The organism is Mycobacteriales bacterium (assembly GCA_036497565.1).
Lineage (GTDB): Bacteria > Actinomycetota > Actinomycetes > Mycobacteriales > QHCD01 > DASXJE01.
This window is the reverse complement of the sequence record DASXJE010000054.1, coordinates 1-21,943: the sequence shown is the minus strand read 5'-3', so window position 1 is coordinate 21,943 and position 21,943 is coordinate 1. Positions and strand designations below refer to the sequence as shown.

Below are 21,943 nucleotides of genomic sequence, written 5' to 3'. Positions count from 1 at the left end.
CCCCCGGTTAGCCCACTCGCGGGCCGGGCCATGCTCCGCCGGGCGGCCCAGGTGACCCGGACGGCGTCGGCCGGGTGCTCCTGGTCGGGCTGCTGTGGTCGGGCGGGCTAGGCGGTCGGGCCGTCGGTCGGCGGCTGGCTCGCCGGCGGCTCGTAGCCGTTGCTGTGGCTGCCGCCACCGCTACCCGGCTGGTAGCCGCCGCTGCCCGGCTGCTGGGTCGACTTGGTGATCATCTCGTCGGCCTTCTGCCCGGCCTTGGTGATCTGCTGGTGGTACTTGCCCTTGGTCTTCTCGTCGACGAACGAGCCGGCCTTGTCGACGGCGGAGCGCACCTGGCCCTCGCGCTCCTGCATGATTTCCTTGAACCTGTCGGCGAACCCCATCGTGTTCCTCCGTCGTCTGTGGGCTAGGGGTAGCTCCCGACCGTACGGGTCGGACGACCTGGTCGCCATCATTGATTTCCGATCATCGAGTTGCGTGGTGCAGCGCGACGATCCCGCCGGTGAGATCGCGCCAACGGATCCGCTGCCAGCCCGCTGCGGCGATCCGCTCAGCCAACTTTGCCTGGTCCGGCCAGGCCCGGATCGACTCGGCGAGATAGACGTAGGCGTCCGGCGCGCTGCTGACCCGGCGGGCGACGAGGGGCAACGCCCGCATCAGGTATTCGTCGTACGCCGTGCGGAACGGCGCCGAGGTCGGATGGCTGAACTCGCAGACGCACAGCCGTCCGCCCGGGCGGGTGACCCGGGCCAGTTCGGCGAGCGCGGCGTCGACGTCGGCGACGTTGCGCAGGCCGAAGGAGATGGTGACCGCGTCGAAGACGCCGTCGGCGAACGGCAGCGCCAGCGCGTCGCCGGCGACCATCGGGACCCCGCGCTCCCGGCCGGCGCTCAGCATGCCGAGGGAGAAGTCGCAGGCGATGACGGTCGCGCCGGAGCGGGCCAGGGTGACCGTGGACACCGCCGTACCGGCCGCGAGGTCGAGCACCAGTTCCCCGGGCTGCAGGTGCAGCGCCTCGCCGGTGAGCCGCCGCCAGTAACGGTCCCGGCCGAAGGACAGCACCGTGTTGGTGAGGTCGTAACGGCGCGCGACGCCGTCGAACATCGCGGCGACGTCGTGCGGGTCCTTCTGGAGCGAGGCGCGGGTCACCGGGCCATTGTCGCCGTACCTCTGTGGCGCCCGGCACGCCGGCCGCAGCCCCTGCCCAAAACCCACTAGTAGGGGGTTTTGGGCACCTGGTACGGCGTGGCGCGGACCAAAACCCACTAGTAGTGGGTTTTGTCCACCGGGCGCACCAACAGAAAGTCACTGCGGCCGGTCGGTCCCACCTCGCCGGCCGGGGTCCGTACGCTGGGCCGGTGAGCGCAGTGCCCGGGCTCGCCCCGACCATCGTCCGCACCCGAGCGATCGCCGACCCGGGTGCGCTGTCCGACCGGCTCCCCGAGGAGCCGGTGCTGTCGTGGATCCGCGACGGCGAGGGCATCGTGGGCTGGGGAACCACCGCGCGGCTCGACCTGCCTGGTACTGAGTTCGCGATCACCGCCGAGTCGTGGTGGCGTGAGCACTGCCAGTCGCTGCTCGTCGACGACGCCGTACGGCTGCCCGGCACCGGCCCGGTGGCTTTCGGCAGCCTGGCCTTCGACGCCCGCACCGCTACGTCGACCCTCGTCGTCCCCCGCGTCGTCCTCGGCCGGCACGCCGGTCGGGCCTGGCTCACCACCTTCGACGAAGCGCCCGCCGCCATCCCGCCGATCTCCCGGCCGCACGCTCCGCACCGGGTCAGCTACGCCGACGGCGCGCTCACCGCGACCGAGTGGACCGGCGCGGTGGCCGAGGCGGTACGCCGGATCCGGGCCGGCAAGCTCGACAAGGTCGTGCTCGCCCGCGACCTGCTGGCGACGACCCTCCTTCCGATCGACGTCCGGTTCCTGATCGCCCGGCTCGCCGAGCACTACGCCTCGTGCTTCACCTTCTCCGTCGACGGAATGGTCGGCGCCACACCGGAACTACTGGTCCGGCGCATGGGCGACCGGATCGAGTCGCGAGTCCTCGCCGGCAGTGCCCGACGCGGACCGGGCGGCGACGACCTGCTGCGCTCCGACAAGGAGCGCAGCGAGCACGAATACGCCGTGCGGTCGGTCGTCGACGTGCTCGCCAAATACTGCGACCCGCTCGACGTCCCGGCCGTGCCCTCCCTCCTGCGCCTGCCCAACGTCGTACACCTGGCCACCGACGTCTCGGGCACCGCGAGCAGCGACGCCACCTCGCTGGCGCTGGCCGCGGCCGTCCACCCGCCGGCCGCTGTCTGCGGTACGCCGACCGACGTCGCCCTCGATCTCATCCCGGAACTGGAACGGATGGACCGCGGCCGTTACGCCGGGCCGGTCGGCTGGGTCGACGCCGCCGGCGACGGCGAGTGGGGCATCGCGCTGCGTTGCGCCGAGGTCAGCGACACCCGGGTCCGCATGTTCGCCGGGTGCGGCATCGTGGCCGACTCCGACCCGGTGCGCGAACTCGCCGAGACGCAGGACAAGTTCGTCGTCATCCGCGACGCCCTCGAGGCCCACACCGTCGCTGTGCCCACGCACTGATCGGCGCGTCGGCGGCGCGTCGCCGTCACGCGAGCGCCGCGCCGACCGCCGCCCGGAGTTCCTGCTGCCGCGACCGGGTCGGCCTGCGGTCGACCACCGCCTCGACCACCTGCACCCCGTCCGGCCGCGACCCGATCGCCGCCCGCAGGTCCGCCGTCGTCGACACCCGCCGGTACCGGGTCCCGCTCGCCGCGCACAGCGCCGCGAGGTCGACGCCGTGCGGCGTCCCGAAGACGCGTTCGAACGAAGCCCCGTGGCCCGGCTCGCCGGGTTCGAGCAGCCCGAAGATCGCACCGCCGTCGTTGTTGACCACCACGACCGTCAGGTCCGGACGCGGCTCGTCGGGCCCGAGCACCAGACCGTTGGCGTCGTGCAGGAAGGTCAGGTCGCCGATCAGGGCGTACGCCGGCGTACCCGGCGATTCCCGCTGGTCGGCGAGGGCGGCACCGAGCGCGGTGGAGACGGTGCCGTCGATGCCGGCCACACCCCGGTTGGCCACCAGCCGCACCCCGGCCCGCGGCGCCGCGGTCAGCCCGACGTCGCGGATCGGCTGCGACGACCCGAGCACCAGCAGCGCCGGCTCCGGCACCTCCCGGAGAAGTTCGCGGCCGACCTGCAGTGCGGTCAGCTCCGGCTCGGCGTCGAGCGCCTCGTCGAGTGCCTTGCGGGCGAGTCCGTCGGCCTGCTGCCAGCTCTGCAGCCAGTCCGGGTCCGCCGACGATCCGACCCGGGGCGCGCTGCGCCGTACGGCCCGCACGTTGCCGCCCGGCGCCGGCCAGTCGGCCCGCTCGGAGACCACCTCGACCGACACGGCGGGGTCGGCGAGCAGCCGCTGCACCTCCCGGAAGAGCGTCGGCCGTCCCCAGCACAGCACCCGGTCCGGGCGATGCCGGCCGAGAAACGCCGCGTCGCCGAGCAGCCAGACGCCCGCGGAGATCAGCGTCGGCGCGGCGCAGCCGGCGCCGGCGGTCTCCACGACCAGCGGCCAGCCCAGCTCGGCCGCGCAAGCCGCAGCGGCGGCGTCGGGGACCGCGGCGACCACCAGCCCGCGCCCGGCGCCGTCGTACGCCGCCTCCTCCGGCGCCGGCCGGGTCGCGGCCACCGCCGTCCACGGCCCGCCGTCGGGTCGTCCGGTGAGCGGCTCGCACCAGTCGCCGTCGTCGTCCGGGAGCAGCGGCTCGCGCACCCCCAGGTTGAGATGTGCCGGACCCGGTCGGGTCGGATCGCGCATCGCCGCGACCGCCCGGCACACCAGCGTCCGCCAGTACCCCACCTGACCGGTGCGCCGCTCGGGTACGCCGACCTCGTGGAACATCCGGACCGCGTCGCCGTAGAGCTTGAGCTGGTCGACGGTCTGGTTGGCTCCGACGCCGCGCAGTTCCGGCGGTCGGTCGGCGGTGAGGGCCAGCAGCGGTAGGCCGGCGTGCGCAGCCTCGAGGATCGCCGGATGCAGGTTGGCGGCGGCGGTGCCCGAGGTACAGACCACCGGCACCGGGCGGCCGGACCGCGCGGCCAGGCCGAGGGCGAGGAACGCCGCCGACCGTTCGTCGATCCGCACGTGCAGCCGGAGCCGGCCGGCCGCGTCGGCGTCGTGCAGGGCGACCGCGAACGGCGCGCTGCGCGAGCCCGGCGCGAGCACCGCCTCCCGGACTCCGCACCGTGTCAGTTCGTCGACGAGGACCCGGGCCAGCGCGGTCGCCGGATTCATCGCATCGCCCCGGCGCAGGCGGCGAGCCGGTCACGCCACCACGTGACCCGGTCGGGCGGGGCGGCGAGCTCGGCGAGCAGGTCGGGGTCGGGCTCGACCGGACCGACCGGCAGTGCGCCGTCGACCGGGAGCAGCGGGCGCCGGGTCACGTCGCGGGCCAGCAACGACCCGGTCCCGAGCCCGCAGGCATAAGGCAACTCGGGCAGCGCCGCGGCCAGCGCCACACCGGCGGCCAGTCCGACGGACGTGTCGACGGCCGACGACACCACGCACGGCAACCCGCAGGCCTCGGCGACCTCCAACGCCCGACGTACGCCGCCGAGCGGAGCCACCTTGAGCACCGCGACGTCCGCGGCGCCGGCGACCGCGACCCGCAGCGGATCATCCGCCCGGCGGATCGACTCGTCGGCGGCGACGGGGACGTCGACCCGGCGGCGGACGGCGGCTAGTTCGTCGAGACCGCGGCAGGGCTGCTCGACGTACTCCAGCCCGTCGGCCGCCCGGTCGAGTTCCTTGATGGCCGTGATCGCCTCGTCGACCGACCAGGCGCCGTTGGCGTCGACCCGCACCCGCCCTCCGGCGGGCAGGGCGTCGCGGACCGCGGCCACCCGGGCCACGTCGTCGGCGAGCGGCTGGCCCGGCTCGGCGACCTTCACCTTCGCGGTACGGCAGCCGCCGCCGGCCCGCACGATCTCGGCCGCGCGCTCGGGGCCGACCGCCGGAACGGTGACGTTGACGGGCACGCTTTCGCGCACCGGCTCCGGCCAGTCCGCGCGGGTCGCCTCGCGCGCGGCCCGCAGCCAGGGGACGGAGGTCGGCACGTCGTACTCGACGAAGGGCGCGAACTCCCCCCAGCCTCCTGGGCCCCTCAGGAGCATCGCCTCGCGGACGGTGATTCCGCGGAAGCGTTCCCGCATCGGCAGCGACACCACATGGACGTCCACTGTGGACATCCATGCATCCGTCGTCATCGACGCTCCTTAGATTCCCGTGGACCAACCGATACCCTAGATGCCGAGATGCCCACCCGCCGCCTTCAGGCCATTCCATGCCCGCTCGAGGCGGCGTCGGTGGCGGCGTTCCTCCCCCTTCTGCGCGCGGCTCTGGACGGCGGTCCGGCACTACTGCCGATGCCGCTGGGCCCGGCGCGGCAAGTCGACCAGCTGCGCCACGAACTGCGTCCCGACGTCGGCGTCGACGAAGCCACCACCGTGGTGGTCGCCACTTCCGGATCCACCGGTACGCCGAAGGGCGTGCAGCTCAGCAGCGCCGCGTTGCGCGCGTCGACCCGGGCGACCCATCAACGGTTGGGTGGACCGGGCCATTGGCTCCTTGCCCTGCCGGTGCACCACATCGCCGGTCTGCAGGTGCTGGTCCGCACGATCGACGGCGGCGGTGTGCTGTCCACAGTGGACAGTACGACGGGCTTCACCACAGCGCTTTTCGTCGCGGCCGCGGCCGAACTGCCGCACGACGCCCCGCGATACACGGCGCTCGTGCCGACCCAGTTGGCACGACTGCTCGACGATGTCGCCGCCGTGTCGGCGCTGGCGTCCTTCGACGGTGTCCTGCTCGGCGGATCGGCGAGCCCTGTGCCGCTGCTCGATCGGGCCCGCGCGGCGGGGATCCCGGTGCGCACGACATACGGCATGTCGGAGACGGCCGGGGGCTGCGTCTACGACGGCGAGCCGTTGGACGGCACCCGGGTCGATGCCGGCGACGACGGCGTCGGCGCGATACGCCTCGGCGGCGCCACACTTTCGCACGGCTACCTGCATCGCCCCGATCTCACCGACGCCGCGTTCGCGGACGGCTGGTTCACCACCGGCGACCTCGGTCGGTGGACGCCGCAGCGTCGGCTCGAGGTACTGGGACGCGTCGACGACCTCATCATCTCCGGCGGCGAGAACGTCGTACCGCTGCTCGTCGAGCGGGCGCTCACCGACGTCGCCGGAGTCCGGGACGCCTGTGTCGTCGGGATCCCCGACGAGGAATGGGGTCAGGCGGTGGTCGCCGTCGTCGTCCCGGCCGATCCGGCGGCACCTCCGGCGACCGGCGCCCTGCGCGACGCCGTCGCCGGCCGGGTCGGCCGGCATGCCGTCCCCAAGCGGCTGTCCCTTGTGGACGCCGTACCGCAGCTGGAGTCGGGAAAGGCGGACCGGGCGGCGGTCGCGGCACTGCTCGCCGCCGCGAGCCGGGCGACCTGACGCGGGGCCTCGACGAGTGCTTGCACCGGTGATATCACGATTGATATCGTTGGTGCATGACGAACGTCCTGATCCGCGACGTGCCCGCGGACGAACTCGATCTGATTCGCTCGGCGGCCGCCGAGCGGGGCACCTCCGTGCAGGCCTACCTGCGCGACGCGGTGCATGCTCAGGCGGCGTATCTGCGGCGGCAGATCGCGCTCGCTCGCGCCGCCGAGCGTCTCCAGGGCCAGCCGGAGGTTCCCGATCTCGAACGGGCGGCGGTGTTGGATGCGATCGACGACACATACACCGAGCGCGCCGATCGGTTCCGCCAGCAACCCGACTCGTGATCATCGACGCGTCGCTGGTCATCGACGCGGTCGCCGATCCGGGGCCTCGCGGAACCGCTGCCCGCGACGCGCTCGCCGAGCAGCCGTCGGCCGAACCGCTCATCGCGCCCGGTCACTTCGCGATCGAAGTCCTGTCCGGCCTCCGGGCCGCCGCGAACCGACCCGGCCATCCCTTCCGAACCACCGACTTGGATCAGGCGCTCCGGGATGCAGAGTCCTTCGGGATCGAGATCGAGGCGACACCATGGGCCGACGTACGCCGGGCGTCGGTTCTGGCCGACGGGTCGCTCCGGTACGCCGACGCAATCGACGTAGCGGCTGCCGAGCGTCAGCGCACCGCGCTACTCACTGCAGACAGCCGGATCGGGCGTTCCGGCGCACTGATGAGATGCCGAATCCTGACCATCGACCCGCATGGGAATTCCGTCTCCACCCAGTAGTGTCGTCGCCCTGGGCAGTTCAGTCGTCTCCGCGCAGCTGGTCCCGGATCTCGGTCCGGCGTTGCCGGCGCCCCTCGACGCGGTGCTCGACCACGGCCGCCAGCGCCTCCCGCTGCCGACGAAGAACGAAGTAGGAGAGCGGCAGGCTGATCAACAAGGCGACCGCCACCAGCAGGAAAGATCGCAGGCCGACGAAGTAGAGGATGGTCGCGACGACGGCGAAGACGGCAAGCCGGGCGACGCTGTAGGTCAGAAAGGCTTTCACGACGGCCCCGATTCGGGCGGATGACGAACGGCTCTCACGCTACGCGGCGCAAAACCCGGGGCGGTCGGCGGCCGGTTGCACCATGGGGCAAGCAGGTTGCCCTATTCGCTGCCCTTGCGCCTGCTGACGATCCGGGCGGCCGCGCCTAGGGTCGGGGTATGGCGCGTGGACTATCCCTCGAGACCCGTTTCGGGGCTCGACCGCGCCTATCGTCGATCCGCGCGGACACACCGGTCTCCGATCGGGCAAACTGGCACGGGACGTACACCGTGGCCAGGGGTGATGACGTGCAGACGCCCGATGTCGAGGACCTGATCCGCCGGGCCGCCGATGGCGACCGGCGGGCCTGGGATGCGCTCGTGGACGACTACACCGACCTGCTGTGGTCGGTGGCCCGAGGCTTCCGGCTCGACACCGCCGATGCCGCGGACGCCGTACAGACGACGTGGCTGCGGCTGCTGGAAAACCTCGACAAGATCAACCAGCCGGAGCGGATCGCGGGCTGGCTCGCCACCACCGTCCGCCGCGAGTGCCTGAAGATGCTGCGCCGGCGTGGACGCGAGCAGCCGCACTCCCACGAGCACGCCGACCTCGACATCCCCGACAGCGGCGAACCCGTCGACGCCCGGATGCTGCTCGCCGAGCGGGACAGCGCATTGTGGTCGGTCTTCACGAAAATGTCCGAACGCTGCCAGACCTTGCTGCGGGTGATGATGGCCAACCCGGCGCCCTCCTACGACGCGGTCGCCGCGGCGTTGCGGATGCCGATCGGCAGCATCGGACCGACGCGGTCGCGCTGTCTGTCGAAGCTGCGCACCCTGCTCGACGAGGACGGTCGGCTGTCGGCGATCGACGGGGGACGGACATGACCGGGCCGTACGACGAAGACGCACTGGCCGAACAGCTGCGGGCCGTGGTCGCCGAAGCCGACCGGGCACCCGACCTCGTCTACGAGACCGCCCGCGCGGCGTTCGACCTGCGCCGCCTCGACGCCGAACTGGCCGCACTGGTGCGCGATTCCGCCGACGAGCCGGCGGCCGCCCTCGCGGTACGCGGGGACGACGAGGAGCGGATGCTCTCCTTCGAGGTCGGCGAGGTCACGGTCGAGATGCAGATCAGCCAGAACGCCGACCGGCGCGACATCCTCGCCCACGTCAGCGGCGCGGATCTCGCCGACGCGGTGATCGAGACCAGCGGCGCCGGCTCGGACGCCGCCGGCGTCGTACGTCAGATCGACGTCCCCGTCGACGACGGCATCCTGATCGCCCGCGGCATCCCGGCCGGCCTGGTGCGCCTCTCGCTCACCACCGTGGCCGGCGCCCTCCTGGTGACCACCTGGGTTCGGACATAGGGGTTCGGACATTAGGGCCCATTCGGCCCGCCTCGGAGCGCCCGTCTGGACAACCCCGGTTCGTCGACCTAGCCTCCGAGGTATGCCGAAGACTCGGATAGAGGGCTTCCCTCGCGACGCTCGAGTAGGCCGAGTGGCCCACCCCGCACTGATCGGAATGCGGGGCGTCAGCATCGCCGCCGCAGTCGACGCGGTCGTGGCATTCGTCCGATACAGCCGTCGGCTGGTCGCCGGCCACCCGCGCTGATCCCGACGCACCTGGGCGAGTAGCCCTTCCTACGCGACCACGCCCGGCGACGTCGTGCGCCGTACTCGCATCCCAGACCCCAATGTGCGAGTAGCACGCACGATGTCGACGACCCGGGCGCGATGACGGCGACATCGGACGCTGTACTCGCATTTTCGCGCCCAAAATGCGAGTAGCGCGTCCTACGTCGCGGCGCCCAACCACGACCGGCGACCCCCCCCACACACGACAACGTGCGCCGTACTCGCGATGAGTACGGCGCACGTGGTCTGCGGTGAACGGCGGTCAGCGCCGTTCGGAGTCGTTGCTCTTCTGCTTCTCCGAGGCGGGCTTGGCGTCGGACGGAGCCCCGTGTTCCGGCTTCTGCGGCGGGGCCGGCTTGGGCGAGGTCACGGGCTCGCGTGGCTCATCGTTCGGGTGTGTCCTGGGCATCTAGATCAGTCCTTCCCGTAGGGCGAAGGCCACGGCATGTGACCGGTTGCGGAGTTGCAGTCGAGACGTGAGGTCGTGCAGCGCGTTTTTGATCGTGCGCTCAGAGTAGGCGAGTCGACCGGCGATCTCGCTGGTGCTGTAACCGTCGGCGACCAGCCGGAGCACGGTGAGCTCGCGCGGGGTGAGGCCGCCGAAAGTCAGTCGCGGGCCGGCCGGGGCCGGTCGGGCGGCGGCGGTCTCGTCGTGGGCCAGCAGCCGGCCGAGCAGGTCGGGCGGGAGCATCCCGTCGCCGCTGGCGGCCACCCGGATCGCCTCCACCAGGCGGGGGCACGTGGCATCGGTCCGGCGGAGCAACGCCGTCACCCCGGCATCGACCGCGGCGAGGACCCCACCACCGTCGGCCCGGCCGACGATGACCACCACACGGCTCTGCCCTCGATGCCGCGCCCGGTGGATCATGCGGATCGTATGCTCATCCACCAGATCGGCCGCGACGACCGCCACCTCGGGAGGCCGCGCCGAATCGATCGGGAGGATCGCCAGATCGTGCTGAGAGCGCAGCTGGCCGACGATGCCCGCCTCCGACACCGGGTCGGTGGCGTGCACGCTGACGTGGATCGGGTCGGTCATCGTCTGCTCCTCGGGTGCGCGGACCGGCCTCCCGTATCCGGCCGACACAATGCAGAGTCGGTCCACACGGGCACTGATACATGCCCGTCCGGGCAGCCGGGCGACTGACAGGTGACGGCGCCGGAGCTCGCGGCCGAGGCCGACCGACTTGTCGGGGTATCGCCCCGGCGGGCCCGGCGGGTCGCGACGCAGGCGGTCGAGGCGGCCACCAAGTCCGGCGATCTGCCGGCGGAATCCGCGGCGCATCGCGCCGACGCCCGCGCGGCGTGGGCACTCGGCGAGACCAGCGAGGCGTTGTCGATCGCCCGGCGGGCGCTGCGGCTCGCCGAACGCGCGGACTCCCGGGAGGACGCCGCGGAAGCCCGGATGCTGCTCGCCTATCTTCGGCACGCCAGCGGCGATCCGGCAGGAGCGATCGACGAGCTCGACCGGGCCGAGCTGATCACCGAAGGCGCGTCCGTCGGACGGTTGTTGCACCAGCGCGGACTGATCCTGCAGGAGTCCGGCCGCACCGAGGAGGCGCTCGCGGCCTATCGCCGGGCGCTCCCGAAGCTGCTGCGCAACGCCGACCGGCTGCGCGCCGCCCGCCTGCACAACAACCGGGGCGTGCTCCACGCGCAGCGCGGCGCCCTGACCGCGGCGGACGCCGACCTGTTCCAGGCACGAGATCTCTACCGTGGCCTCGGCCAGGACACGATGGCCGCCGACGCGACCTGGAACCTCGGCTTCGTCGCGGCCCGCCGCGGCGACGCGCCGGCCGCCCTGGCGCTCTACGACGAGGCCGAGGCGATCCACGCCCGCCACGGCGTACCGGAGTTGGAGCTGCAACTCGACCGGTGCGAGGTGCTGCTGTCGGTCGGCCTTACGGCGGAGGCGCGGGCGACCGCCGAGCGCGCCGTCCCGGCGTTGCGCACGGCAGGGATGTCGACCCATCTCGCCGACGGACTGCTGATGCTCGCGCAGGCCTGCGTCGCCGACGGCGATCCGGCGGCCGCCCGGTCCGCCGCGTTGCGCGCCGCCCGGCTCTTCACCCGACAGCAACGCCCCCGGCGGGCGCTGATCGCCGGCTACGTCGCGCTGCGTGCCGACGAGCGGGCCGGGCGGACCGCGCGACTGCGGCCGCGGGCACTGCGCATCGCCGACCAGCTCACCGACACCGGTTGGCGGGCGCAGGAGCTGGACTGCCGGCTCATCGCCGCCCGGGCCGCTCTCGACGCCGGCGCCGTCGCGAGTGCGCGGGCGGAGTTGGCCCAGGCGAGCGCCGCCCGCCGGACCGGCCCGATGGAGCTGCGCATCCGGGCCTGGTACGCCGCGGCCCTGCTCCGGATCGCGGACGGCAACCGGTCCGGCGCCGAGAAGGCCCTGCAGGCCGGGCTCCGGATCGTCGACCGCGAACGCGCCGTCCTCGGCGCCACCGAGCTCCGGGTGCACATGGCCGGGCACGGCGGGGACCTCGCCAAGCTGGGGCTCGAGCTGGCCCGCGCCAGCGGGTCGGCGACGAAACTGCTGACCTGGGCGGAGAGCTGGCGGGCCGGCGCGCTGCACATGGTGCCGGCCCGGCCGCCGGACGACGCCGCGCTCGCGGCCACCCTGGCCGAGCTGCGCCGGGTCACGGCCGACATGGAGAGCGCGCTGCTCGACGGCCGCGACACGGCGGGGATGGGTGACCGCAAGGTGGCCCTCGAAGAACGCGTACGCCGGCTCACCCGCCTGACCACCGGCACCGGCGGTCGCGCCGCGCCGTCCGTGCCGACGGTCGAGGAACTGGCCGGGTTGCTCGGCGACCGGGTCCTCGTCGAACTGGTCGACGACTCGGGCAGCATGCTCGCGATCACGGTCCGGGACGGCCACGCGCAGCTGACCGAGCTGGGTCCGGCGGCGCCGCTGGAGCGGCAGGTCGAGGCCGCCCGATTCGCGCTGCGCCGGCTCGCGCTGCGGCACGGTGCGGCCGGTCCGGCGGGCCAGGCCCTGCAGCGCGCCGCCGGCCGGCTCGACGACGACCTGCTCGCGCCGCTGCGCGACATCGTGGCCGATCGACCGTTGGTGGTGATCCCTCCCGGGTCGTTGCAGGCCCTCCCCTGGTCGGCGCTGCCGTCGTGCGCCGAGCGCTCGGTCACGGTGGCGCCGTCCGCAGCGGTCTGGGTACGGGCCGCCCGCGCTCCCACGACCCGTGCCGACCCGAGGGTGCTGCTTGCCGCCGGCCCGCGGCTCGACGGTGCGGCCCGCGAGATCGGCCTGCTCGCCCGGGTCTACCCGAACGGCCGCCGGCTCACCGGGGCCGCGGCGACGGCTGAGGCCACGCTGCGCGGCCTCGACGGCGCGGACGTCGCGCACATCGCCGCGCACGGTCGGCTTCGCCGGGACAACCCGCTGTTCTCCGCACTCGACCTGGCCGACGGACCGCTCACCGTCTACGACCTGGAACGCGTGTCCGCCGCGCCGACCCTCGTCGTCCTGCCCGCCTGCCAGTCGGGGGTGACGTCGGTCCTCGCCGGCGACGAGATCATGGGTCTGACGGCGGCGTTGTTCGCTCTCGGGACGACCACCATCGTGGCGACCGTCGTCCCGGTCGACGACGCGGCGACCGGACCGCTCATGGTGGCGCTGCACCGCGAGCTCCGGAGCGGTCGGTCGGTCGCGGACTCGCTGTCCCGGGCCCGGGCGAGCACGGCCACCGATCCGGTCGCCGCGGCGACCGCGGCAGGCTTCGTCTGTTACGGAGCCGGGTAGCGCGACAGCCGGGCAGTGCTCCCCTTGCGCTGCCCGACTGCCGCTCCCCCGTGTAACCCCCCGGCGTATGGAGCACGCGGGCCGCAGCCTGATACCTCGATCAGGGCAGCAGTTCCCGGTCGGTGTCGGCGGGGCCGGTGGGGCCGGCCGGGCCGGCGACGACGACCGGGTCGGACATGCCGGCCGGCCGGAGCGAGTCGGGCGACCCGTCGACCGAGGGCGGGCTCACGGCCCGGCCCTCGAAGCGGGTGGAGAGCACCACCGTGGTGCGGGCCTGCGCCACGCCCGGGATCCGGCGGAGCGTTCCGACGGTCTGCTCGAGGTCGGCGACGCTGCCCACCCGGACCTTGACCACGAACGCCTCGTCGCCGGCCACGAACCAGCAGTCCTCGATCTCGGCTAGCGCCGCCAACGCCGCCGCGATCTCGTCCTGATCGCCGCCCGCCGACTGCACGATCCCGACCAGCGCGCACACCGGGAGCCCGACCGCCTCGGCAGCGACGTCGGCGTGGTAGCCGGTGATCACCCCGGCCACCTCCAGCTTTCCGACACGTTCGTGGACCGCGGGCGCGGAGAGCCCGGCGAGACGCCCGAGTTCGGCGTACGTCGTCCGGGCATTGGCCCGCAGTGCGGCGATGATCGTCGCGTCGACCCGATCCACCACGTCAGTAACACAGAGCGCGGGATCGACGTCAAGCATTTGGTGACACCGAGGATACGTCGGCGTACTTAGCGTGATGCACTCGGATTATTCGGCCATTGGCCCCGCGAAGGACGCCATCGACTCGCCCATTCCCGAGACACACCACCATTCCGGGTGTTGTACTCATCGCCACAACAGCAGTCCGTACGGGCGCAACAGGAGACGCCGATGGCCACCGTCAGTCGCCACCTCGTGACCCCGATGACACCTGGGGGGACCATGGATCCACGGGAGCGACTCATGACACCGGGGGAGGTCGCGGCACTGTTTCGCGTCGACCCGAAGACGGTGACCCGGTGGGCGGCCGCCGGGCGAATTCACAGCATCCGTACGCCGGGTGGGCACCGCCGATTCCTCGAATCCGAGGTCCAGGCGCTCCTCGAAGAGCTCTCCGGCGAGGACGAGAGTCCTCCTGCGCAGCCTCAGCAGAACTGACCCCGCCCCGGCCTGCCGCGCGGTAGCGCGCCGTACCGGATAGGCTGCAGAGGTCAGGGGGTGAGGAGCAGGTGGTTGGCCTCGTCGCGGTACTCGTAGTAGCCGCATTGATCGTCGCGCTGTGGCGTCTCGTCGGTGCAGCCCAGTCAAACCGGCCGAGCCGGCAGGCTCCCCGCTCGTCCCGGCGCCCACTGGCGCCCGACGACGACCCGGACTTCCTGCGTGAGCTGTCCCGCCGCCCACGCAGCGACGACGACACCACCAGCTGACTTTAGGCGCCGCGATCGGCGCCCTATGCGTTCAAGCCGTCAGTTCAGGCCGTCAGTTCAGGCCGGCGTAGGAGTGCAGGCCCGAGATCACGATGTTGACGACGAAGAAGTTGAACGTCATCGCGCCGAACCCGAGCAGGTTGATGGTGGCCGCGCGGGTGCCCTTCCAGCCGGCCGTCGCCCGGGCGTGCAGGTAGGCCGCGTAGATCACCCAGGCGATGAACGCCCAGGTCTCCTTCGGGTCCCAGCCCCAGTAGCGGCCCCAGGCCGCTTCCGCCCAGATCGCCCCGCAGATGATGCCGAAGGTCCAGATCGGGAAGCCGAAGGCGATCGTGCGGTAGGCCATCCGATCCAGGGAATCCGCGTCGGGCAGGCGGGACCCCAGTGAGACGGGGAAGCGCGGCGTGCGACCCACCGCGACCGCGACGTCCCAGCGCGACCGGATGAGGTAGAGCGTCGTCGCGACTCCGCTGACCATGAAGATGCCGGTCGCGAGGGCCGCCGCGCTGACGTGGATCGCGAGCCAGTAGGAGTGCAGCGCCGGTACGAGCGGCTCCGCCTTGGCGTAGAGCACGGTGCCGGCGAGGAACATCACCACGATGACCGGCAGCAGCACGAAGGCCCCGAGGTGCCGCAGCGCCGGCTGCCGCACGAGCAGCACCACGAACGCCACGACCGCGACGAGCCCGACAGCCGAGGAGAACTCGTACATGTTTCCCCACGGCACCCGGTCGACCGCTGCGCCGCGGATGGAGATCGACCCGGCGTGCAACAGCGCGCCGAGCACGGTCAGCCCGATCGCCGCGCGACCGAACCGGCCGGCGGCCCGGCCCGGGCCACGGAACCGGCGGGTGGGGCGTATCGGGCTCTTCCGGTCGGCCGGGGGCAGGGTGCCCGGGGCGGTTCCGCCGGCGCCCACCAGCACCGGAGCCTCGGCCGGGACGGCCGACACGCTGGTGCGGGCGACCCGCCCACGCCGTCCGAAGGCGTATTCGCCGCAGAAGCAGACCATCGCCAGGCTGTAGACGGCGATCGCGGTCGTGAACAGCGTGTTCGACAGATCGGCGAGTGTTGTGCTCGGGACCACGGGTCAGTCCTTCCCTTGCGCCTCGGCGGAAGGATCGCGCAGTCGCCCGGTGGTCCGGCGGAACTCCTGGGAAAAGACTCCGGCGTCGGTGCGGGCGAGCCCTCCAGCGTCGACCACCGTACGACGCCGCCCGTCCGGCTCGTCGATCGGGGTCAGCCGCAGCCACAGCCGGCGGCGCCGGATCCGCAGCGACAGCAGGAGACCGAGGACGATGGCGATGGCCGCGCCGAGCACGGCGTCCTGTGCCGGGTCCCGGGAGACCTGCAGGCTGGCCCACTGCTTGTAGCCGTCGAACCTGATCGAGGTGCCGTCGGCCAGCCGGTAGGTCTGGCCGACGGCGAGGTTCTTCTGCCCCACCTGCTTGAGCGCGCCGTTCTGCAGCTGTTGCCGGTCGATCGAATACACCGACTGCGGCGCGCCGCTGTCGACCCCGAGATCACCTTCGTAGACGAAGATCGCGACCGCCGGCGCCTTCGGTGTTGGTGACGTGGAGGTGAGCACGCCGCCGGCGACGGCGGCGGTCGGCGCGAAGGCACCGTCAAGGGCAATTTGCTTCGGCTTGGCATCCGGAAGCTTGAGCGCGCCCTGCGAGAAGAAGTTCGAGTTCTGCGGCAGGAACGGCGCCGGCACCCGGTTGAAGACCTGCCCGCTGGGGTCGCGCACGGTGAAGACCGGCGAGTAGCCGTGCCCGAGCAGATAGAGCCGCAGCCCTTCCATCCGCAGCGGATGGTTCACCTGGAGCACGTCGCTGTGCGTCTGGGTCGACAGCCCTTTCGTGTAGTGGATCGCGGCCCGAAACTGCTCGGCGGTTCCGTCCGGCTCGTAGCTCGCCGTGAACTTATTCAGGTTCATGCAGAACGGCGCCAGCGCGCTTCCGCTGACCTCGCGACCTGGACGGAACGAGTCGTACTGCTGGACCGTGTTGCAGAAGCCGTCACCCTCCTGCACCAGCACCGAGCCCGAATATCCCCACAGCTTGCCGATGGCGACGGCGACCAGCAGTGCGGTCAACGCGACGTGGAAGAGCAGGTTGCCGGTCTCCCGCAGATAGCCCTTTTCCGCGCTCAGCGTGACGACGCCGCCCGGTTCCTCGCGGGTGACGACCCGCCAGCGGTCCCGCCGCAGTGCGGTCCGCGCGGAGTCACCGAGCGCCGCCGGATCGCCGTCGCCGGCGTAGGACGTCGACTCGGGCAGCCGTCCGAGATGCCGCGGCGCGCGTGGCGGCGCCGCCCGCAATGCCTTGGTGTGCAGGCGGATGCGCGGTACCAGGCAGCCGATCAGGGAGATGAAGAGGAGCAGGTAGATCGCCGCGAACCACGGCGCGGCGAAGACGTCGAACAGCGACAACCGGTCGAGGATCGGGCCGAGCGACGGATGCTGCGTGAGGTAGGTGTCGACCTTGGTCGGGTTGAGCGCCCGCTGCGGGAGCAGGGAGCCCGGCACGGCGGCGAGGGCGAGCAGAAAGAGCAGGACCAGTGCCGTGCGCATGCTCGTCAGGCGCCGCCAGGCGCGGACCAGCGGCGCGAGGGCCCGCCGCCGCGGCCGGGGCGCCGACTCCGGTGGAGTCGGCTGGGTCGACAGCCGGGTCGCGGCGTCGGATGCCGCCTGCTCCCCGCCGCGAACGGTCGTCACAGGGAGGTCCCGAGGCCGCTGTGGGTGCCGGCCCAGGCCCGCAGGTAGGCCATCAGCTCGTCCCACCAGCCGGTCAGGACGAGCACTCCGAGGATGACGAGCAGCACGCCGCCGACCCGGGTGACCCACATCGAGTGGCGGCGTACGGCGGCGAAAGTGCCGACCAGCCAACGGAAGCCGAAGGCGGCGAGGACGAACGGCACGCCCAGGCCGACGCAGTAGGCGACGGACAGCAGTGCCCCGCGCCCGGCGCTCGCGCTGCTGAACGCCAGTGTCTGCACGGCGCCGAGCGTCGGACCGACGCACGGCGTCCAGCCGAGTCCGAAGACCACGCCGAGCAGCGGTGCGCCGAGCAGGCCGGCCGACGGCAGCCGGTGCAGGCGAAGCTCACGCTGCGCGCCGGGGAAGAACCCCAGGAAGGCCAGTCCGAGCAGCACCGTGACCGCACCGAGCACCTGCTCGATCACCCGCTGGTGGGCGAAGAGGGCCCGGCCGAGCCCGCCGAACGCCGCGCCGTAAGAGACGAACACGACAGTGAAACCGAGCACGAAAAGTGCCGCGCCAGCGAAGGTTCGGCCGCGGGTGCCGCTGCGGGTGCGGGTCGTCGTGGTCGCCGTCGCCACCGCGGATCCGCCGCCCCCGGTTGGCTCGGTGGCGGGTTCCGCTGTGGAGTCCACGGTGGACTCCGTGGCCTGCTGGGTCCCGGCGAGTCCGGTGACGTAGGAGAGGTATCCGGGGACCAGCGGCAGCACGCACGGGGAGAGGAAGCTCACCAGGCCGGCGAGCGCGGCGATGAGGGCGCCGACGATCAGCGGTCCGTCGGTGACGGCGTGCGCGAGGCTCGTGCCCACTCCGGCCGCGGCGGTCACTGCTGCTGCCTCAGGATCGGGTCGACGATGGTGCGCAGATCGGGCGCGAGCAGCGGCCCGAGGTGTACGGCGGCGACCCTGCCGTTGCCGTCGATGACGATCGTGGACGGGATGGAATTGGGCGGGTAGTTGCGGAAGGAGAGCGCGGTGCGGCCGTCGGGATCCCACAGGCTCGGGTAGGTCAGCGCCTTGTTGCGGATGAACGACGTGGCGAACTGCTTGTCGGCCTCCTTGACGTCCACGCCGAGCACCCGAAGCCCGCGCGAGGCGTCCTCCTTGTAGACCGTCTCCAGGTCGGGGGCCTCGACCCGGCAGGGCGCGCACCACGACCCCCAGAAGTTCAGCACCAGGGTCTTGCCGCGGTAGTCGCGCAACGACACCGTCTTCCCGTCGAGGGTCTGCCCGGAGAAGTCGGGCGCCGCCTTGCGGGCGGCCACCGGGATCGCCTTGCCGGTGTCGGTCCCGGCCACGAACCGGAAGTCACCGCCCGCGGTCTGGTCCACGGCGTCGGCGCCGGTCGAGCAGGCCGACAGGGAGGAGAGTGCACCGCCGGCCAGGGCCGTGCCGATCATCGCCGCAGCCAGGCGACGGCGTACGGCGACGGACATACGGGGGGCCTTTCCTGCGCGGTGGTGCGTCGTCGTCCAGTGTGACCACCGCGCTGTCGATCACGCGCCCGGGGTGGCCTCCGCCGGGGTCGGCCCGGCTGGTTCGGTGTATTCGACGCCCCGGATCTCGTCGTCGTCGTAGATCACGCTGGTCAGCGACGCCAGGCCGCATTCCCGGCGCTGCGGGTGGTGCCAGAGCCGCTTGCCCTCGAGCCGGCGCCGCAGTGTCCAGATCGGCAGTTGGTGGCTGACGCAGACCGCCTCGTGACCCTCGGCAGCCGCCCGCGCCGCGCCCACCGCCTCGAGCATCCGGGCGGCGATGTCGGCGTAGGGCTCGCCCCAGGACGGCCGGAACGGGTTGTAGAGCTTCGGCCAGTTGGCCGGGTGGCGCAGCGATCCGTCGCCCACGCCGAACTTCATCCCCTCGAAGGCGTTGGCCGGCTCGATCAACCGGCCGTCCAGGGCGACATCGAGACCGAACGCCGTCGCGATCGGCGCCGCCGTCTCCTGCGCCCGCTCCAGCGGACTCGAGACGAGATAGGTGATGTCGCGGGTGCCCAGCGCCCGCGCCGCTTTCTCCGCCATCTCCTTACCGGCGGCCGACAGGTGGTAGTCGGGCAACCGGCCGTAGAGCACGCCTTTGGGGTTGTCGACCTCGCCGTGACGCAGCAGGTGCACGACCGTGCGGGTCACCGGTCGTCCCGCGGCGTGGCGGCGACCTCGGCGGCGGCCCGGGCGGCCTCGGGCAGCGCGTCGGCGATCCGCTCGAGCGCCCGGTCGTCGTGGGCGACCGACACGAACCACGCCTCGAAGGCCGATGGCGGCAGGTAGACGCCGCGGGCGAGCATGGCGTGGAAGAACGCCGCGAACGGGCGTACGTCCTGCCGGCGCGCGTCGTCGTAGTCGCGCACCCGCTCCTCGGCGAAGAACACGGAGAAGAGGCTGCCCGCGGTCTGGACCCGGTGCGGCACACCCTCTTTCGCCAACGCCTGCGAGGCCAGCGCCGCGACCTGAGCCGCGGTCGCATCCAGCCGCGGGTAGATCTCGGGGGTGCAGTGCCGCAGCGTCGTGACGCCGGCGGCCACCGCGATCGGGTTTCCGGACAGCGTGCCGGCCTGGTAGACCGGCCCGGCCGGGGCGAGGTAGGCCATGACGTCGGCCCGGCCGCCGAACGCCGCGGCCGGCAGGCCGCCGCCCATCACCTTGCCGAAGGTGAACAGGTCGGCGTCGACCGGATCGACGCCGTACCAGCCGGCCGGCGACACCCGGAACCCCGTCATGACCTCGTCGACGACGAGCAGCGCCCCGTGCCGGCTGGTGATCTCACGCAACCGCGAATTGAAGCCGTCCAGCGGCGGGACCACGCCCATGTTGGCCGCCGCCGCTTCGGTGATGACGCAGGCGATCTCATCGCCGTGCACCGCGAACGCGGATTCGACTGCGGCCACGTCGTTGTAGGGAAGGACGATCGTGTCGGAGGCCTGGGCGCCGGTCACGCCCGGAGTGTCGGGCAGGGCGAAGGTCGCGACGCCCGAACCCGCCGCGGCGAGCAGCGCGTCGACGTGCCCGTGGTAGCAGCCGGCGAATTTCACGACCTTTCCCCGGCCGGTCACCCCGCGGGCCAGCCGGATCGCCGACATCGTCGCCTCGGTACCAGAGTTGACCAGCCGGACCTGCTCCACCGGGGCGACCCGCGCGACGATCTCCTCGGCGAGCTCGACCTCGCCGGCGGACGGCGTACCGAACGACGTGCCATGCGCAGCGGCCTGCTGCACCGCTTCGACGACCGCGGGATGCGCGTGCCCGAGGATCATCGGGCCCCATGAGCCCACCAGGTCGACGTATTCGCGGCCGTCGGCGTCGGTGAGGTAGGCGCCGTGACCGCTGGTCATGAACCGGGGTGTGCCGCCGACGGCGCGAAAGGCGCGGACCGGCGAATTGACCCCTCCCGGCGTGACCGCCTGTGCCCGATCGAACAACTGCTGTGAGGCGGGCGCGTCCTCGGGGTAGGTCATGGCCTCCAGTCTGTCAGTTGCCGACGGCCGTACGAAGCGCCGCCCCCAGGGCCGCCGGGTCGCGGCACGGCACCACGACGACGGTCCCGTCGGCCAGTCGCAGCGGGAACGGCGTACGGCCCTTGGGTAGGTCCGATCCCCCGCCGAGGATGCGGGCCCCGGCCGCGGCTCCGCCTGCGTCGTCGGTGAAGAGGAACTTCGAGTCCACTGTGGACAGCGGCAGGGTCTCCCGGCCGACGACGAGGTCGGTGTGCGACACCTCGACCCGGCCGGCGCTCCGGCGGGCGTAGGTCGCCAGCCCGACGGCACCGGCCGCGACCAGCAGCACCAGCACCCAGCCGAAGGCGTGCAACCCGCCGGGCAATGCCGCATCGATCGCGACGCCGATCACCCACAGGACGAGTACGGCGCCGAGCAGCCGCCACGAGGCCCCGGACTCGCGGTAGACCGGCGGCCGGTCGCTCATCCCAGCCGGCGGGCGACTTCGACCGCCCAGTAGGTCAGCACGATGTCCGCACCGGCCCGGCGGATGGCGGTCAGCGTCTCCATGATCGCCCGGTCGCGGTCGACCCAGCCGCGGGCCGCGGCCGCCTCGAGCATGGCGTATTCCCCGGACACCTGGTAGGCCGCGACGGGTACGTCGACGGCGTCGCGCACGCGGGAGAGGACGTCGAGGTAGGCCAGCGCCGGCTTGACCATCACCGCGTCGGCGCCCTCGGCGAGGTCTAGCCTGACCTCGCGCAGCGCCTCGTCCACCGATCGGGCCGGGTCCTGCTGGTAGCCGGCCCGGTCACCGAAGCGCGGCGCGCCCTCGGCCGCCTCCCGGAACGGCCCGTAGAAGGCCGATGCGTATTTCGCCGAATAGGCCATGATCGGCTGGTCCCCGAAACCGGCCGTATCGAGACCGGCCCGGATGGCTCCGACCTGACCGTCCATCATCCCGCTGGGCGCGACCATGTGTGCGCCGGCGCGGGCCTGTGCCACGGCCACCGACGCGTAACGCTCGAGGGTCGCGTCGTTGTCGACCTGACCGTCGTCGCGCAGCGGCCCGCAGTGTCCGTGGTCGGTGTATTCGCACAGGCAGAGGTCGGCGATCAGGACCGTCTCGTCGCCGAGGTCGGCCCGCAGCTTGCGCAGCGCCTGCTGCACCACGCCGTCGTCAGCGTCGGCACCGCTGCCGGCGGCATCCTTCGCCGCCGGGACGCCGAAGAGCAGCAGCCCGCCGACGCCGGCCTCGACCGCGTCGGCCGCGGCCCGGCGCAGTGACTCGACGGTGTGCTGCACCACTCCGGGCATCGACGACACCGGCACCGGCTCGTCGACGCCCTCCTTGACGAAGACCGGCAGCACGAGTTCCGCCGGGTCGATCCGGGTCGACGCGACCAGGCGCCG

At 72.6% G+C, this 21,943-nt stretch carries 24 protein-coding genes; 9 read left to right on the top strand and 15 right to left on the bottom strand.

Annotation, left to right across the window (positions count from 1 at the left end):
• Positions 1-107: 107 nt before the first annotated feature.
• Together VGH85_05090 and VGH85_05085 are read right to left on the bottom strand one after the other, a co-directional pair.
• Positions 108-383: an antitoxin gene (locus tag VGH85_05090; GenBank protein HEY2173170.1), complete on the bottom strand. Its 276-nt coding sequence runs from the start codon at positions 381-383 to the stop codon at positions 108-110.
• An 82-nt stretch (positions 384-465) separates the two neighbouring features.
• Positions 466-1,149, bottom strand: a complete 684-nt coding sequence (locus tag VGH85_05085; protein ID HEY2173169.1) for a demethylmenaquinone methyltransferase — start codon at positions 1,147-1,149, stop codon at positions 466-468.
• A 209-nt stretch (positions 1,150-1,358) separates the two neighbouring features.
• Between VGH85_05085 and VGH85_05080 the strand changes: the two genes are divergently transcribed.
• On the top strand, positions 1,359-2,591 hold the full coding sequence (locus tag VGH85_05080) for an isochorismate synthase (GenBank protein HEY2173168.1): 1,233 nt from the start codon (positions 1,359-1,361) through the stop codon (positions 2,589-2,591).
• A 25-nt stretch (positions 2,592-2,616) separates the two neighbouring features.
• On the opposite strand, the gene menD is transcribed toward VGH85_05080, so the two are convergent.
• A complete protein-coding gene (gene menD, locus VGH85_05075) occupies positions 2,617-4,299 on the bottom strand; it encodes a 2-succinyl-5-enolpyruvyl-6-hydroxy-3-cyclohexene-1-carboxylic-acid synthase (protein ID HEY2173167.1) in 1,683 nt (560 codons plus the stop codon).
• Complete coding sequence (locus VGH85_05070; protein HEY2173166.1) at positions 4,296-5,270, bottom strand: o-succinylbenzoate synthase; 975 nt, start codon at positions 5,268-5,270, stop codon at positions 4,296-4,298. The genes menD and VGH85_05070 overlap by 4 nt, the downstream gene beginning before the upstream one ends.
• A 48-nt stretch (positions 5,271-5,318) precedes the next feature.
• Between VGH85_05070 and menE the strand changes: the two genes are divergently transcribed.
• The 3 genes from menE to VGH85_05055 are packed head-to-tail and all read left to right on the top strand — an operon-like array spanning position 5,319 to position 7,278.
• Positions 5,319-6,506, top strand: a complete 1,188-nt coding sequence (menE, locus tag VGH85_05065) for an o-succinylbenzoate--CoA ligase (GenBank protein HEY2173165.1) — start codon at positions 5,319-5,321, stop codon at positions 6,504-6,506.
• A 56-nt stretch (positions 6,507-6,562) separates the two neighbouring features.
• On the top strand, positions 6,563-6,838 hold the full coding sequence (locus tag VGH85_05060; GenBank protein HEY2173164.1) for a hypothetical protein: 276 nt from the start codon (positions 6,563-6,565) through the stop codon (positions 6,836-6,838).
• Positions 6,835-7,278, top strand: coding sequence for a type II toxin-antitoxin system VapC family toxin (locus tag VGH85_05055; GenBank protein HEY2173163.1), 444 nt, complete (start codon positions 6,835-6,837; stop codon positions 7,276-7,278). The genes VGH85_05060 and VGH85_05055 overlap by 4 nt, the downstream gene beginning before the upstream one ends.
• Positions 7,279-7,297: 19 nt before the next feature.
• On the opposite strand, the gene VGH85_05050 is transcribed toward VGH85_05055, so the two are convergent.
• Positions 7,298-7,543, bottom strand: coding sequence for a DUF4229 domain-containing protein (locus tag VGH85_05050; protein HEY2173162.1), 246 nt, complete (start codon positions 7,541-7,543; stop codon positions 7,298-7,300).
• Between the two features lie 287 nt (positions 7,544-7,830).
• Here VGH85_05050 and VGH85_05045 point away from each other — a divergent pair, with 287 nt between their 5' ends.
• Complete coding sequence (locus VGH85_05045) at positions 7,831-8,412, top strand: sigma-70 family RNA polymerase sigma factor (GenBank protein HEY2173161.1); 582 nt, start codon at positions 7,831-7,833, stop codon at positions 8,410-8,412.
• Positions 8,409-8,894 carry a hypothetical protein gene (locus tag VGH85_05040; GenBank protein ID HEY2173160.1) on the top strand — a complete coding sequence of 162 codons (486 nt, stop codon included), beginning with the start codon at positions 8,409-8,411 and terminating at the stop codon, positions 8,892-8,894. The genes VGH85_05045 and VGH85_05040 overlap by 4 nt, the downstream gene beginning before the upstream one ends.
• Before the next feature lie 679 nt (positions 8,895-9,573).
• On the opposite strand, the gene VGH85_05035 is transcribed toward VGH85_05040, so the two are convergent.
• Positions 9,574-10,203, bottom strand: a complete 630-nt coding sequence (locus tag VGH85_05035; GenBank protein ID HEY2173159.1) for a response regulator transcription factor — start codon at positions 10,201-10,203, stop codon at positions 9,574-9,576.
• Between the two features lie 111 nt (positions 10,204-10,314).
• On the opposite strand from VGH85_05035, the gene VGH85_05030 reads away from it, so the two are divergent.
• A complete protein-coding gene (locus VGH85_05030; GenBank protein HEY2173158.1) occupies positions 10,315-12,933 on the top strand; it encodes a CHAT domain-containing tetratricopeptide repeat protein in 2,619 nt (872 codons plus the stop codon).
• A gap of 100 nt (positions 12,934-13,033) precedes the next feature.
• Here the strand turns inward: VGH85_05030 and VGH85_05025 are convergent, their stop codons facing one another.
• Complete coding sequence (locus VGH85_05025) at positions 13,034-13,633, bottom strand: Lrp/AsnC family transcriptional regulator (GenBank protein ID HEY2173157.1); 600 nt, start codon at positions 13,631-13,633, stop codon at positions 13,034-13,036.
• 222 nt (positions 13,634-13,855) lie between these two features.
• On the opposite strand from VGH85_05025, the gene VGH85_05020 reads away from it, so the two are divergent.
• Both VGH85_05020 and VGH85_05015 read left to right on the top strand, forming a co-directional pair.
• On the top strand, positions 13,856-14,071 hold the full coding sequence (locus VGH85_05020) for a BldC family transcriptional regulator (GenBank protein ID HEY2173156.1): 216 nt from the start codon (positions 13,856-13,858) through the stop codon (positions 14,069-14,071).
• A gap of 71 nt (positions 14,072-14,142) precedes the next feature.
• The gene (locus tag VGH85_05015; GenBank protein HEY2173155.1) at positions 14,143-14,340 is read left to right on the top strand and encodes a hypothetical protein; all 198 of its coding nucleotides are present in this window, start codon (positions 14,143-14,145) and stop codon (positions 14,338-14,340) included.
• 52 nt (positions 14,341-14,392) lie between these two features.
• On the opposite strand, the gene ccsB is transcribed toward VGH85_05015, so the two are convergent.
• The 8 genes from ccsB to hemB form a co-directional block, all read right to left on the bottom strand.
• Entirely contained in the window at positions 14,393-15,427 is a 1,035-nt protein-coding gene (ccsB, locus tag VGH85_05010; GenBank protein HEY2173154.1) for a c-type cytochrome biogenesis protein CcsB, read from the bottom strand.
• Between the two features lie 3 nt (positions 15,428-15,430).
• On the bottom strand, positions 15,431-17,059 hold the full coding sequence (locus VGH85_05005) for a cytochrome c biogenesis protein ResB (GenBank protein HEY2173153.1): 1,629 nt from the start codon (positions 17,057-17,059) through the stop codon (positions 15,431-15,433).
• Entirely contained in the window at positions 17,056-17,871 is an 816-nt protein-coding gene (locus VGH85_05000) for a cytochrome c biogenesis protein CcdA (GenBank protein HEY2173152.1), read from the bottom strand. The genes VGH85_05005 and VGH85_05000 overlap by 4 nt, the downstream gene beginning before the upstream one ends.
• Before the next feature lie 53 nt (positions 17,872-17,924).
• Positions 17,925-18,536 (bottom strand): TlpA disulfide reductase family protein, encoded by a 612-nt coding sequence (locus VGH85_04995; protein HEY2173151.1) that lies wholly within the window; start codon positions 18,534-18,536, stop codon positions 17,925-17,927.
• 60 nt (positions 18,537-18,596) lie between these two features.
• Positions 18,597-19,229 carry a histidine phosphatase family protein gene (locus VGH85_04990; GenBank protein HEY2173150.1) on the bottom strand — a complete coding sequence of 211 codons (633 nt, stop codon included), beginning with the start codon at positions 19,227-19,229 and terminating at the stop codon, positions 18,597-18,599.
• Positions 19,226-20,551, bottom strand: a complete 1,326-nt coding sequence (gene hemL / locus VGH85_04985; GenBank protein ID HEY2173149.1) for a glutamate-1-semialdehyde 2,1-aminomutase — start codon at positions 20,549-20,551, stop codon at positions 19,226-19,228. Before hemL ends, VGH85_04990 begins: the two co-directional genes overlap by 4 nt.
• Before the next feature lie 13 nt (positions 20,552-20,564).
• Positions 20,565-21,017 carry a DUF3093 family protein gene (locus VGH85_04980; protein HEY2173148.1) on the bottom strand — a complete coding sequence of 151 codons (453 nt, stop codon included), beginning with the start codon at positions 21,015-21,017 and terminating at the stop codon, positions 20,565-20,567.
• Positions 21,014-21,943: porphobilinogen synthase (gene hemB / locus VGH85_04975; protein ID HEY2173147.1), on the bottom strand; the 930-nt coding region annotated here is incomplete at its 5' end. The genes VGH85_04980 and hemB, both read right to left, overlap by 4 nt.